Origin of the sequence: Salirhabdus euzebyi (genome assembly GCF_014207435.1) — a bacterium.
GTDB lineage: Bacteria > Bacillota > Bacilli > Bacillales > Alkalibacillaceae > Salirhabdus > Salirhabdus euzebyi.
Genome location: NZ_JACHGH010000004.1, coordinates 15,844 through 29,344, shown reverse-complemented (window position 1 = coordinate 29,344; position 13,501 = coordinate 15,844). Strand labels below are relative to the sequence as shown.

Genomic DNA, 13,501 nt, shown 5'->3' with positions numbered 1-13,501 from the left:
TTCACCCTTCCCTTATTTTCCCCATCTTAAGGCGACAGCGCCCCATGTTAATCCACCACCGAAGCCGACTAACACGACGAGATCATTTTCTTTTATTTTACCGTTTTTTACATCTTCAGATAAAGCAATAGGTATAGAAGCTGCAGACGTGTTTCCATACTTATGAACAGACTTCGACATCTTCTCATCTGCAATGCCTAATCTTTCTCTGGCAGCTTCCATTATACGTATATTAGCTTGATGCGGGATTAAATAATCAACATCCTCTTTCTTGCATCCAATCTTTTCCACCACATTTACAGCAGATTCCCCCATTTGTCTGACTGCAAACTTGAAGACCTCTCTACCATTCATGATGATGTACTCATCCTGATATAAATGATCTCCGCCACTTCCATCAGCACCTAATTCATAGGATAGTATACCTTTTCCTTCCGAAACAGAACCTACTATTGCAGCCCCTGCCCCATCACCGAAAAGTACACACGTATTTCGATCAGTCCAATCTGTTATTTTAGATAGCTTTTCAACCCCAATGACAAGAATTTTCTTATAGCCACCAGATTCTATAAATTGCTTAGCTGTTGCTAATCCGTACATAAAACCAGAACAAGCTGCACTAATATCCATAGCTGCTGCTTTTTTTGCACCCAATCTTTCTTGGATACGACAAGCAACGGAGGGAAATGGTTGATCAGGTGTAACAGTAGCTACTAGTATCAAGTCTAGATCCGTTGCACTAACGTCAGCATCCTTTAATGCCTCCACTGCTGCATTAAATGCCATATGCGATGTATCCATTCCATCTTCTGCGATTCGGCGTTCTTTAATTCCCGTACGTGTTTGAATCCACTCATCATTCGTATCGACTATTTTTTCCAATTCATGGTTAGTCACTACTTTTTCGGGAACATAATGGCCTACCCCAATAATCCCTGCATTCATATATTTCATCCTCTCAGGCGTTTATTATCAAATATTATGACCTGGTATTAATTTTAATGTAAAAAAATAAAATTTTCAAGGAAAAGAAGGCCTTTGCCAGACCCTCTAACACAAACCGTTATTTTCATTTTTCATTAGGAAGTTTTCCTGTTTGAATATATCGATCAACAGCATTCATTATTTCTTCTTTCACATCTTCAGGGACTACTTCACTAAAGGTTCCCATGGATATAACACCATCTTGAAAATCAAATTGTAAAATTCCGGGCTGGAAGGTACCTTCTTGCATTCTCTCCGCCACCACTAGGTACAAATGATCAACATGTTGAACCGTGCTAGTTAGTATCGTCGATTCTCCTAAAGATATTTGATCTGATATATACCCAATTGCATATAAACCATCTTGTTTTATTTTATTAATAATAGGAACATTAAATCCATCACCAGCTGGATAGAATACATCTACCCCTTTTTCTTTTAACTGATCATACATTTCGAGTGCTCGTTCCTGGTTGTCCCAACTGTTGACATACCGAATTTCTACTTTTGCATTTGGGTTTTGATACTTAGCCCCCTCATAAAAGCCGCCAACTTCAGGCTGCCATTCAAAAGAAGAAATCACGCCAACATGATCCGTTTTAGACATCTGTGCAGCAACCATTCCTGCAAAAAAACCCATTGCGTTGGAATTAAAATTTAAACTCGTTAAATTTTCTCTATATTTATCACCATTAAAGTATACGAATTGTATGTCAGGATAATCACGATAAATATTGGAAAAAAACTCTCCATAAGAGCTACTATGGCCAAAAATTAAATTTACATCTTTTTGAGCTAGAGCGTCTACTGCTTCATTTACTTCTTGTTGATTGTTTACGCCTTCTTTAAAATAAACATTGACGTCTAATTCTTCCTTAATATTTAACAACCCTAGGTACCCCTTCTTTCCCCATGTCTGATCATGAATGGTACCTTCAACAAGTAAACCTACATTTTCTATATTTCCTTTTTCCATATTAGAGCAACTAGTCATTACAAGAAGTATCACAATAAAAGCAAAGGAAATAGTTCTTTTCATCCTGCTGCACTCCTATTCTTCCTCGTCCATTTTCTATCTATATTTATTTTACTTGTTAGATAGGGATACGTAAACTAAATACCTTTAATATCATAATAAAATGAAAATTTCTCAAGGTGTTCCTCGATTTCTTTTACTACGCTTCGCCTATTTAGATTGTCAGTAAATACAATAGTGTTCCTATCTTTTTCCTGAATAAAACTGTTTTTAGGAAGGAGATTTACTTCCTCTTTCTTGCAGCTGGTTTGCATAAAGGAATGGAACCAATCCGTAAATTCTTTTACATAAATCCAATCTTCACTGTCTTTCTTTGCTTGAAATTCTTCTTCCTTCATCCATGGTCCAATGACGGGAGGAAGGGATATAGTACTTATAGAACCATTTAGTACTCGAGAAAAATTTTTACTCTTCTTCTCAGTTTCTTCTATTATATAAAGATAATTCTCTTTTTCTATCGACTTGGTCAGCTGATTTTCATCCTCTTCTGTCGGTCTAACAAAAATATATTCGTCCGTTTTGTCTTTGACTTCCATTAAAGACTCATAAAAGGTGAAGTTCGCATTCCTACCGACCATCCCATATAAAAACTCCGTTTGGGGATTAGATACAGGATGAATACCGATAACATCTTCCCCCTCTTCTAATAACTTTTCTGTTATATGAAAACCAATCCAATCAAAACAATTCCAAACAATAATAGACATCTTACGTACTCCTTTTTCACCATAATATGTTAGTTAAGTCATAATAAACCTGCCATACTCATATTTTTTCTTCTTTTAAGTAACAATAAGCGATAACGATTTGAAATTTCTTTATTTTTAATAGGGGCTTTGGTAAAATAATTATGAATGCAGAAGTAAATGAGGTGAAACAATGCGTTTTATTTGGGCCTTTATTTGGAGCTTATTATTAAGCAGTATGGTAGTATACGTAATAAGTAATATGAGTGGTAAAACATTTGATTTTGTAAGCGCTATTGCTTTAGGCGTCGGATTTGCTGTAATCATTACCGTTATTGGTGACGGTGTCTTAAAGGATGATGAAGCTTAAATTTCGGCTGAATTGATGGGTAAAGAAATCCTCCCTTTGACTTTTCAGGAAAAGGAGGATTTCTTTTTTTTCTGTGGAAACATATACATACTTTCTTCCCACATTAAATATATTGGACGATGTATGGTGCATCTGTCTCCCTTACACCATCATTCTATTCAATAGGATAAAATCACGTTCCTACATAATCCTTATTAATATCACTACTGGAGGATGGAAAAATGAATGATCTTTTAGTCTTGCTTCAATATTTCTTTTTAGGGATTTTTCAAGGATTTACAGAGCCTATCCCTGTTTCATCGAGTGGCCATTTAATGATTGTTCGCTACTTTATGGAAATTGATCTTGGAATTACCTTTGAAGGATTTTTGAATTTTGGTTCATTAATTGCTGTTTTAATCATTTATCGTAAAGATATTATTCGGTTAGCTATCAATAGCCTCTCTTTTCTTTTCAATAAAAACAAAGAAGGTGCAGCTGACTTTCGCTTTGTTATGTTTTTAGTGATTGCCACTATTCCAGCAGGGGTCCTTGGTATTTTGATGGAGGACTGGATTAGTGCAACTTTTGGGGAAACAATCAAAATGGTTGGTGTCACTCTATTTATAACAGGAATTGCTCTTTGGATAATACGAAACTTACGTGGTACAAAAGGCGATCATCAAATTACGGTAAGAGACGCTATTATCATTGGACTTGCCCAGTCTGTTGCCTTAATGCCAGGTATTAGTCGTTCTGGTGCAACGATTGTAGCTGCCATGCTACTGGGACTAAAACAAGAGACTGCTTTAAAATTTTCTTTCCTATTATATATACCAGTAAGTTTAGGTACAATGATATTCTCTGTATCGGACATGGTAGACGATCCTTCTATAGAAGGTATGTGGATTCCATTGCTTGTAGGGTTAATAGCTTCTATTATTGCATCCTACTACGCTCTTTTATGGTTTATGAATATAATGAAAAAAGGTAACTTAAAATACTTTGCTTGGTATTGCTTTATCGCAGCTATTCTTATCATTTTGTTTTTAGGCTAAAGATTAAGGTGCAAACCTACTAACACCAAAACAATAATGGAATTAACAATCTCGATAATACCTGTGTGCATCGGTCTTAAATTTTTTCCGTAAAACGCTATAGCTCTAATTAAACTAGGAATAAAAGCGATCACAAGGTACCAGTCCTTTGTGCCAACTAACAGAACGACAACAAATAAATGAAATGACCAAGACATCCAGCGAAATGCTGGATTTTTCTTTTCTCTAATAAGCGATTTAACAAAAAAAGTACTACCTGTAAAAAATAGAACAGAAAGTAGCCAAATTAACCATACTTCTGAACGAAGTACTCCTTCAGCAATATAATAAGTTACAGCTCCTCCCAACGAAAATGCCATAATGGCGCTAAGGTCATTTAAAAAGGCACGGTCTTTTTTCTTTTTCGAAAAGTACATATTTATCATAAAAAATGGTACCATCATTCCTGCTATCACAAACAGAAATGGATTTATAAGTAAAACAGGCAGACCGAACAGTAAAGCAATGGCAAAATATCTAATAAACCACTTTCGGTAAAAGGCTACTTTTCTTTTCTTCAATAGAAGCAAAAAAGGATATGTCGCTAAGTACAAACTAATCCATGCTATAAATAAAGGAATATGAAGCCAATGAAATTCACTTGCGCTAATTCCTAATAAAAAGGGTAATAACAACATGGCCCATGCACCATGTTGTTTCGGAATAAATAATTTTCCTTTCATTCCAATTCCCCCTAATTCTTTACTTTCTTCCGCAATGCTTTTGGTATATAGATGCAATATGGTTCACTTTCTAAGTAGTCTCCTGTAACGGCATATGCTCTTGAACGTGAACCTCCACATACATGATTAAACTCACAAACACCACATTTTCCTTTATACCCATCTGGGTTTCGCAGCTGTTTAAACACTTCCGATTCTCTGTATATAGAAGCTAACGGCGTTTCCTTCACATTCCCAGCTTTAATTGGAAGGAGTCCACTTGGATATACATCTCCAATGTGAGAGATAAACACAAACCCATTCCCATCGTTAACGCCTTTTGGTGCTCTTCCTAAACCATCAATCATCCCTGTTTTACCTTTCATTAATGCATCCTCAAAGATAATATTGTCTCTGTCACTTTTACTTTTGTTTTCACGCATTTTATTTTGAATGACGACCCGACGATAATGTTGGGCAGCTGTCGTTTTAATATCAAAAGGAACTTTTTTAGACGTTTTATATAACCACTGTAATACTTGTTCATGTTCTTTTGGTGAAATCATGTCATTCATTTGTCCCCTTCCAATCGGTACAAGGAAAAAGACACTCCAAAGTACACAGCCTAAATTTTCTACCATCTCTGCCATTTCATCTAAGTAATCAACATTGTATCTTGAAATAACCGTATTAATTTGCAACGGCATTTCTAATTCATGTAAATATTTTATCGCATTCATTGTTAAATCAAAGGAACCATTTGTCCCTCGAAAATGATCATGAATTTTTGCGTTTGGGCCATCCACACTAAATGCCCATCTTGATAATCCTACTTCTTTTGCTTTCTCCATTGCTTCTTTCGTTACATTTGGTGTTGCAGATGGAGTCATCGAAACTCTTACTCCTTTTTGAACTGCATATTCAGCTATATCAAAAACATCTTCTCTTTCTAAAGGGTCTCCTCCTGTAAATACGAGCATCGGGTTTCCCATACTCTTTATTTCATCTATTAACTTTTTCCCTTGTTCAAAACTCAGTTCTCTCGGATCACGTTTATACTGTGCTTCCGCACGACAATGTAGGCATTTTAGTTGGCATGCTCTTGTTAACTCCCATATAACGATGAACGGATTTTCATCATAATTTTGTGGAAACATCTTTATGCACTCCCCACTTCGTTAATTACTTTTCATCCTAACTTAGTGGGGGTTAGGAGGGTGTGACACTCGTCACTTTGTAAAGGAATCTTCACATTTTCAGCTATTTAATCCTTATTTATCGTCTAAAATGGGTATATATATAGTAGAAAGTGAAATGAGGGTCTTAAATGGATAGAGCACAAATAAAGGAATGGTTGTCTAGACAGCCTCTATTTCAAGGGTTAACCGATCAAGAAATGGATTCCGTCGTCGACTTAGCCGGAACACGCCATTACAAAACAGGTATGCATGTCTTCATGCAAGGGGAGCCAGTAACTAACGTCTACTTTATTCATGACGGGCGAGTGAAAATTTATAAGACTGATATCAATGGAAAAGAACAAATAGTAAATGTTCTTCAACCTGGCCATATGTTTCCTCACCAAGGTTTTTTTCGGAAGGGGAATTATCCAGCACACGCCGAAGTGACCGAAGCTGCAAAAATAACTTATATTCCCATTCATTCCTTTGAAAACTTTTTACTTCAAAACCCAGAAATTTCTATTAAACTGTTTCGGGTTCTCGGAGATATAATCGTCGACTTACAAGGTCGCTTAGAAGAAAAGTTACTTCATACTACGTACAATCAAGTTATTTTACTACTCATACGACTAGCGAAAATTCATGGGGAAAAACTTGATAAGGATTGGGTTCAATTTAATACGACCTTTACGAATAGAGAATTAGCAAATATGATTGGCTCAACGAGAGAAACCGTTAATCGAACGATTGCAAAATTAAAAAAGAAAAAAATTATTAAAATAAGTTCCAGCCAATATTTAATTGTAAACCCTTCATTGCTTGAAGAAGAAATTAGTTAAAAGTATTAGAAAAACTTGGCTTGTCGCCAAGACCTATTGGCGCAAGCCTTAATTTTAATCCTTTAACACCGTTAAACTTTCTTAAAGTATAAAAAAAGGCCAGTTTCCCTTTGAAGGAACTGACCTTTTACATTAAATTAATCTGGAATTCCAAGTGCAATTTTTGCATAACGAGACATACGGTCTTTAGACCAAGGTGGGCTCCATACGATATTTACTTGCGTATCCTTTACTTCTGGAATATCTGATAAAACACGTTTTACATCTTCCTCAATATGACCTGCAAGTGGACAACCCATAGCTGTTAATGTCATCGTAACAGTAGCAATACCTTCGTCGTCTAGTTTCACACCATAAACTAACCCTAAATTAACAATGTCAATCCCAAGCTCCGGGTCAATAACATTTTCAAGGGCACCCATTAAATTATCTTCTAATGCTTGATCTGCCATTATATGATCCCCCATTCCATTACTATTTTTTACTACTATTATTATATAGAAAAACTCCGTCAATCGCCAATAAAGAAGATGGACAATATTAGTATAAGGCTAAGGGATAAAAATTGACATGATTTATATCACACGTTTAGAGGTATTTTACAAACCAATCAACAGTTTCCAATATAGCTTCTCGACTAACCTTATGCCCTCTCCCTTTTTCTTTAACATGTTTTATTTTTTCTTTATTTTCGTAATACATGCTTACTTCCTCGTAAAAGCTATAAGACTGACTAAAAGGCACGACTGGGTCTGCATCACCATGCCAAAAAAATAACGGTCGCTCATTTAATTTATCCATGTTTTGCGACAAATCAATTCTCTTAAGTTGTTCTAATTGTGATTTAATTTCCAGTTCAGAATACGGAATGTTCATCCCATTTTGTCGTATTTGTTCTATTAAATAAGTAGCCATTTCCAACGGCTTTGGGGAACCCATTAACACTGCGCCAACTTTTATCCAATTAAATTGAGTTAAAGCAGCACAGGTACTTATTCCACCCATGCTAGTTCCAGCTAAACCAAACCTGTCATGTTCAAGCCAACTACGCAGTTTCGCTTCCTCATAGAGTGAGTATACCTCTTTTACATTTTGTCCAACTATATTCCAAAATTCAAATTGGATACTGTCTGCATTTTTCCCATTAGTTCGCTCTCCATGGTACAAGGAGTCTGGCAATAAAACGCGGTAACCCTTTTCAGCTAGTAAATAAGCAAACGGTAAATTATGTTCCTTTGCACTTGTAAATCCATGTATGTATAGAACTGTTGGTAATGCCTGTTCCTTTTTAGATGATTCCACTACATGTAGTGTAGGAATACTTTGTAGGTCTAATCGTTCCACAATAACCAATGATCGTATAACCCCTTCCCTGTACAATATATACTTAATGTAACAAATACACGATCACTATACCAAGAGATATATTTATTTATTTGAAACTTGAGTATGACTTTTTAGTCTCAAGTCGTTGAATTCAGGTTTTACGGACGGTATGGAGAGTGATAAACTATAAATCATACGAGGTGAATAACTATGGAAAAACATTTAATAGCGCTTGACTTAGACGGAACTTTACTTACCGACCATAAGTCTATATGCAAAAGAACGAAAAAAACATTACAAAAAGCAATGGATGATGGACATATCGTTGTAATCGCAACAGGGAGACCACATCGGGCTAGCATTGAGTTTTATCATGAGCTAGGGTTAAGCACACCAATGGTAAATATGAACGGTGCATTTATACATCACCCGAAAGATAAAAATTGGGATATCGTTCATTCTCCTATGTCTGTCAGGGTTGCTCATGCCATTATCCAAACTTGTTATGATCATAATGTTAATAATATTATGGCAGAAATTAAAGACGACGTGTACCTTGATCAATATGATGAAAAAATAATGGATATATTTCAGGCAAATCCGGAACATTATCCTGTAACGGTTGGAAGCTTAAAAAACACATTAAAAGACGATCCAACTTCACTACTTATATCCCCTAGAGAAGAACAAATTAAAGAAATTCGCCAACATTTAGACGAACATCATGCAGAGGTCATTGAACATCGCAAATGGGGAGCCCCATGGCATATTATTGAAATAGTGAGGGCGGGATTAAACAAAGCGGTTGGATTACAAAAAATCGCCCACTATTTTCACATTCCAAAAAATCGAATTATTGCTTTTGGTGATGAAGATAATGATTTAGAAATGATCGAATATGCTGGTATAGGAGTAGCTATGGGGAATGCAATACCAGAACTAAAAAATGTTTCAACCCATGTAACAAAAACAAATCAAGAAGAGGGCATTTCTCTATTTTTGGAGGATTACTTCAATATAAAGAGCTAAATTTTGTTTGTATGAACTTTCATTGTCTGCACAAACTATTCCTGAACGCACAAAAGCGTTCAGGTTTTTCTTTTTTTAAGGGGGATCATGCCTTGAGTAAAAAAAGTAAATCAAAACGTTTTACAGCCGAGGGTGCCAAAGAAGTTAGAAAACATGATGAACGTATACCGTATAGAGAACGGTTTACAGATGTGGAGCGGAAGCGCGAAGAAGCAGATAAACACACATTAGGGGGTATTTAACGATGGCAAACCAATTTTTAGAGCAAGCTCGACAAGCCGTCAACCAACTCACTAATATGGGAAACAACCAAGGACAGGAAAAACAGTTAGAGGTTGCACGCAACGTTATTCAATCTGCCTATACAAATTCTACTCCGGAAGAAAAACAGGAGCTTCAACAGCTTGAACAACAGATTGAAAATCATTTGCAGTAATTAGTTTTTGTGCGGCACACATTTTTCCGTGTGCCGTACATTACATACTTAAAATCCGAACAATGTTAGGTTTTTAATGTCGAATTTACAGTTTTTATAAAAGTTTTTGTAAATTTTACGTAAATTTTATTGTTCATTACGAAATAATCCATTATAATAACCTTGTTACAAAAATTTGAATTGATAAGAACTAAGGGGGAGCAACAAAATGAAAAAGTTTTTAGCAATGCTTTTCGTACTTACAATGATTTTTGCTTTAGCAGCTTGTGGAACTTCTGATGAAGATGATACACAAGGAACAGACGGAGATGCACAAGGTGAAGATGCTGCTGGAGAAACTCCTGAAAAAATCGTTATGGGGTTTGTTCCATCTCAAGATTCTGAAACTATCGCTGATACGGTGCAACCATTGGCTGACCGATTAAGTGAAGAACTTGGCATTGAAGTTGTTGGCCAAGTTATGACAGACTACACAGCATTAGTTGAAGCAATGGGTGCTAATCAAGTACAAGTTGGTTTTATCCCTGCATTTGGTTATGTTCAAGCAAATCAACAATATGACGTAGAGGTTATCCTTAAATCTATTCGTTACGGTTCTGGAACATACAGAGCACAATATGTTGTACGTGCAGACTCTGGTATAGAATCACTTGCTGATTTAGAAGGTAAAGTATGGGCTTACGGTGACCAAGGTTCTACATCAGGTTACTTATTCCCTGCAAACCAATTAATGGCGGAATTTGACATTGCTAATCCTACTGATTTAGAAACAGACTTCTTCAGTGGTGTTGTTCAAACTGGTGGACATGATAACTCAGTACAAGCAGTATATGACGGTGACGCTGATGTAGCAACCACATTTGAAGATGCTCGTACAGAAATCGAAGAGAATTATCCAGATGTAATGGAAAAACTTAAAGTTATTGGTTACACAGAAGATATTCCTAACGACACAATCTCAGTTACTAAAGAACTTAACGATGAATTAGTACAACAAATCAAAACTGCTTTCTTAGCATTCAACGATGACGAAGAGATGATTGCTATTATGAAAGAAGTTTACAACTGGGATGCAATTTCAGAAGCTACTGATGCTGAATACAAAGTTGTAAAAGATACGTACGAAATTTTCAAAGAATCACTTACAAATTAATAACATATATGATAAATCAAGAAAAAGGGGAGATTTTACCTCCCCTTTTTTCCTGATTTTTTTCCATTATAAATAGACCGGAACAAAAGTAAAATCGCAAATGATAAATAATGGAGGATTAAAAGGATGATTGAATTTAAGGATGTAAGTCTCGTATATCCAAATGGGACTCAAGGATTAAAAAATGTAAACGTAACAATTAATGATGGAGAATTTGTTGTTATTGTTGGTTTGTCTGGTGCAGGGAAATCCACACTCATTCGAAGCATTAACCGCCTAGTTACACCAACTAATGGTTCTCTACTAGTAGACGATGAAGATATACTTAAATATCGTTCTAAAAATTTGAGAAAACTCCGCACAAAAACCGGAATGATTTTTCAAAACTACAATCTAGTAAAAAGATCAAATGTGTTAAAGAATGTCTTAGCTGGTCGTCTTGGTCATACTGGAACTTTACGCTCTATCTTCAACATGTATTCAAAAAAAGATAAGTCCTTAGCTTATGAAAGCTTAAAGCGAGTAAACATTGAGGAAAAAGTTTATAACCGTGCAGATGAACTAAGTGGTGGGCAACAGCAGCGTGTTAGTATTGCTCGTGTTCTAACACAACAACCAAAATATATTTTAGCTGATGAACCAGTTGCATCACTTGATCCACCTACGTCTCATCAAGTTATGACATATTTAAAAAAGATCAATAAAGAAGACAATATCACTACAATTGTTAATCTTCACTTTATAGATATGGCGATGGAATATGCTGATCGCATTATCGGTATGAGAGCCGGTGAAGTTGTATTTGATGGTCCTGCTTCAGAAGTGACAGAAAAAACATTTGAAGAAATTTATGGACGCTCCATTCGCGAAGACGATCTGCGCGGGGGGACGGAATCGTGAGTAAGAGTAATACCAAGAAACCTTTGAAAATTAAGCAGCCTCCTGACATTTATCCAACAAAAACGAAGGCTCAAGTGACTATTATTTTCTTTGCTATAGTAGCTATGTATCTATATAGTATGAACTGGACACAACGTGACATGGTTGGTGACATCACCGATGCTCCAGCAAATATGGTTTCCGTTTTAGGAAAATTCTTTCCACCGAATTACTCATACTGGTCAAATATTTGGGACGAAATGGCTTTAACTATTCAAATGGCAGTAATTGCAACAACAATTGCAGCTATTATTACTGTTCCACTCGCTCTATTATCTGCCAGAAATATTACAACTTTTAAACCATTATATTATGCAACAAGAACTTTCTTAAACCTTTTACGTACTATTCCTGATTTAGTGCTTGCCGTTATTTTCGTAGGATTATTTGGGATAGGATTATTGCCAGGGATTTTAGCCCTAATTGTTTTCTCACTAGGTATTTTAGCTAAGTTAATTAGTGAAACGATTGAAACAGTTGATATGTCACCTTTAGAAGCTATGCGTGCCTCTGGTGGTGGAACAATTCAAGTCATTTGGACAGGTTTAGTTCCACAGGTATTACCACAGTTTACGTCACTAGTTCTTTACGTATTTGAAATTAATGTTCGTGCTTCTGTTGTTTTAGGTTATGTAGGTGCTGGTGGTATTGGCCAAGTCTTACAATCACAATTAAGGTACGGTCATATTGCATTCCCTAATGCTATGGCAATTATTGTTTTAATTTTTATCGTTGTTCTTGTCATTGAATATATCAGTTCTAAGTTAAGGGAGGCATTAATCTAATGAATCTAACATTACCTCCAAAACCAAAAAATTCTTTATTTAAAAAATTACGCGCTATTGTCATAACGATATCAATTATTGCATTATATATATGGACTTTTCTAGGTATAGATTTGGATTGGGAAAAAGCAATCAACAAGTTAATTCAACAATTTGACAAGGTTATCCCGATGCTATTTAGTCCTGATTGGTCCGCTACAGGTGAAGTTGCCTTAACCATGCTTGAAACAATATTTATTGCATTTGCTGGTTCTTTGATGGCTGCTATTCTTGCTGTGCCTTTATCGTTCCTTGCAGCAAATAACATGATGGGTAAATATTTATCTATGCCTGGTAAATGGTTATTGTCTGCCATTCGTGCATTTCCTGACTTAATTTTAGCTATTCTTTTTGTTGTAGCAGTTGGTCCTAACGCCTTTGCAGGGGTACTTGCAATTGCAATTGGTTCTACTGGAATGCTTGGTAAATTATTCTCTGAAATTATTGAACAAATTGATAAAGATGTTGTTCAGGGCATGCAAGCAAATGGAGCAAACCGAACGCAAGTATTGTTCTATGCTGTTTTACCACAGATAATACCGGAATTCTTATCCTATGCTATTTACCGTTTTGAAGTAGATATTCGTGCATCATCCATTTTAGGTATTGTTGGTGCTGGTGGTATTGGTACGATGATTGTATTTGCATCTGCCAATGACAACTGGAGTCAAATGGGTACAATATTGGTAGGAATTATCGTTGTTGTAACTGTAATTGACTTTACGAGTGCATTTATTCGTAAAAGAATCGTTTAATGATTAAGTTTTTTTGAACAGTAACCCGAATAGTAAACACTTTTAAAAGTGAACTATTCGGGTTTTTTGTACTTTAAATCCTTTGAAACATTGTTTTGGAAACAATTTATTCAAAAAGGTCATTTAGATTGGGATTAAAAACTTCGTCTGTACAACCAACTCTTTTTACCTTTACATAAATCATGTTTCGTCATATGATGTTGTT

At 35.7% G+C, this 13,501-nt stretch carries 17 protein-coding genes; 10 read left to right on the top strand and 7 right to left on the bottom strand.

Going from position 1 to position 13,501, the window contains the following annotated elements; all coding sequences use genetic code 11:
* Positions 1-12 precede the first annotated feature (12 nt).
* The 3 genes from HNQ94_RS07255 to HNQ94_RS07245 all read right to left on the bottom strand — a co-directional run bounded on the left by HNQ94_RS07255 (position 13) and on the right by HNQ94_RS07245 (position 2,727).
* Positions 13-945 (bottom strand): beta-ketoacyl-ACP synthase III, encoded by a 933-nt coding sequence (locus HNQ94_RS07255; protein ID WP_174495843.1) that lies wholly within the window; start codon positions 943-945, stop codon positions 13-15.
* A gap of 124 nt (positions 946-1,069) precedes the next feature.
* Positions 1,070-2,023: a BMP family ABC transporter substrate-binding protein gene (locus HNQ94_RS07250; RefSeq protein ID WP_174495844.1), complete on the bottom strand. Its 954-nt coding sequence runs from the start codon at positions 2,021-2,023 to the stop codon at positions 1,070-1,072.
* Positions 2,024-2,097: 74 nt separating this feature from the next.
* Entirely contained in the window at positions 2,098-2,727 is a 630-nt protein-coding gene (locus HNQ94_RS07245) for an NAD(P)-dependent oxidoreductase (RefSeq protein ID WP_174495845.1), read from the bottom strand.
* Between the two features lie 172 nt (positions 2,728-2,899).
* Here HNQ94_RS07245 and HNQ94_RS07240 point away from each other — a divergent pair, with 172 nt between their 5' ends.
* Both HNQ94_RS07240 and HNQ94_RS07235 read left to right on the top strand, forming a co-directional pair.
* Positions 2,900-3,076, top strand: coding sequence for a YjzD family protein (locus tag HNQ94_RS07240; protein ID WP_174495846.1), 177 nt, complete (start codon positions 2,900-2,902; stop codon positions 3,074-3,076).
* 221 nt (positions 3,077-3,297) lie between these two features.
* Positions 3,298-4,113, top strand: a complete 816-nt coding sequence (locus tag HNQ94_RS07235; protein ID WP_174495847.1) for an undecaprenyl-diphosphate phosphatase — start codon at positions 3,298-3,300, stop codon at positions 4,111-4,113.
* Here HNQ94_RS07235 and HNQ94_RS07230 read toward each other — a convergent pair.
* Together HNQ94_RS07230 and HNQ94_RS07225 are read right to left on the bottom strand one after the other, a co-directional pair.
* Positions 4,110-4,835: a YwiC-like family protein gene (locus HNQ94_RS07230; protein WP_174495848.1), complete on the bottom strand. Its 726-nt coding sequence runs from the start codon at positions 4,833-4,835 to the stop codon at positions 4,110-4,112. The two genes, HNQ94_RS07235 and HNQ94_RS07230, sit on opposite strands and share 4 nt — an antisense overlap.
* An 11-nt stretch (positions 4,836-4,846) precedes the next feature.
* A complete protein-coding gene (locus HNQ94_RS07225; RefSeq protein ID WP_174495849.1) occupies positions 4,847-5,971 on the bottom strand; it encodes a TIGR04053 family radical SAM/SPASM domain-containing protein in 1,125 nt (374 codons plus the stop codon).
* A 170-nt stretch (positions 5,972-6,141) separates the two neighbouring features.
* On the opposite strand from HNQ94_RS07225, the gene HNQ94_RS07220 reads away from it, so the two are divergent.
* A complete protein-coding gene (locus HNQ94_RS07220; protein WP_174495850.1) occupies positions 6,142-6,834 on the top strand; it encodes a Crp/Fnr family transcriptional regulator in 693 nt (230 codons plus the stop codon).
* Positions 6,835-6,971: 137 nt separating this feature from the next.
* Here HNQ94_RS07220 and HNQ94_RS07215 read toward each other — a convergent pair whose 3' ends face one another.
* Together HNQ94_RS07215 and HNQ94_RS07210 are read right to left on the bottom strand one after the other, a co-directional pair.
* A complete protein-coding gene (locus tag HNQ94_RS07215; RefSeq protein WP_174495851.1) occupies positions 6,972-7,286 on the bottom strand; it encodes a metal-sulfur cluster assembly factor in 315 nt (104 codons plus the stop codon).
* Between the two features lie 136 nt (positions 7,287-7,422).
* Positions 7,423-8,178, bottom strand: a complete 756-nt coding sequence (locus HNQ94_RS07210) for an alpha/beta fold hydrolase (RefSeq protein WP_311771625.1) — start codon at positions 8,176-8,178, stop codon at positions 7,423-7,425.
* Positions 8,179-8,370: 192 nt separating this feature from the next.
* Between HNQ94_RS07210 and HNQ94_RS07205 the strand changes: the two genes are divergently transcribed.
* From HNQ94_RS07205 to phnE (HNQ94_RS07175), 7 genes are all read left to right on the top strand, one after another.
* On the top strand, positions 8,371-9,189 hold the full coding sequence (locus tag HNQ94_RS07205) for an HAD family hydrolase (RefSeq protein WP_174495853.1): 819 nt from the start codon (positions 8,371-8,373) through the stop codon (positions 9,187-9,189).
* 92 nt (positions 9,190-9,281) lie between these two features.
* Complete coding sequence (locus HNQ94_RS07200; protein ID WP_174495854.1) at positions 9,282-9,431, top strand: hypothetical protein; 150 nt, start codon at positions 9,282-9,284, stop codon at positions 9,429-9,431.
* Positions 9,432-9,433: 2 nt separating this feature from the next.
* A complete protein-coding gene (locus HNQ94_RS07195; protein WP_174495855.1) occupies positions 9,434-9,625 on the top strand; it encodes a DUF3813 family protein in 192 nt (63 codons plus the stop codon).
* A gap of 208 nt (positions 9,626-9,833) precedes the next feature.
* The gene (phnD, locus tag HNQ94_RS07190; protein WP_174495856.1) at positions 9,834-10,778 is read left to right on the top strand and encodes a phosphate/phosphite/phosphonate ABC transporter substrate-binding protein; all 945 of its coding nucleotides are present in this window, start codon (positions 9,834-9,836) and stop codon (positions 10,776-10,778) included.
* A 126-nt stretch (positions 10,779-10,904) separates the two neighbouring features.
* Positions 10,905-11,678 (top strand): phosphonate ABC transporter ATP-binding protein, encoded by a 774-nt coding sequence (phnC, locus tag HNQ94_RS07185; protein ID WP_174495857.1) that lies wholly within the window; start codon positions 10,905-10,907, stop codon positions 11,676-11,678.
* Positions 11,675-12,502, top strand: a complete 828-nt coding sequence (gene phnE, locus HNQ94_RS07180; RefSeq protein WP_174495858.1) for a phosphonate ABC transporter, permease protein PhnE — start codon at positions 11,675-11,677, stop codon at positions 12,500-12,502. The genes phnC and phnE (HNQ94_RS07180) overlap by 4 nt, the downstream gene beginning before the upstream one ends.
* Complete coding sequence (gene phnE / locus HNQ94_RS07175; protein WP_174495859.1) at positions 12,502-13,296, top strand: phosphonate ABC transporter, permease protein PhnE; 795 nt, start codon at positions 12,502-12,504, stop codon at positions 13,294-13,296. Before phnE (HNQ94_RS07180) ends, phnE (HNQ94_RS07175) begins: the two co-directional genes overlap by 1 nt.
* The last annotated feature ends 205 nt before the right edge of the window (positions 13,297-13,501 follow it).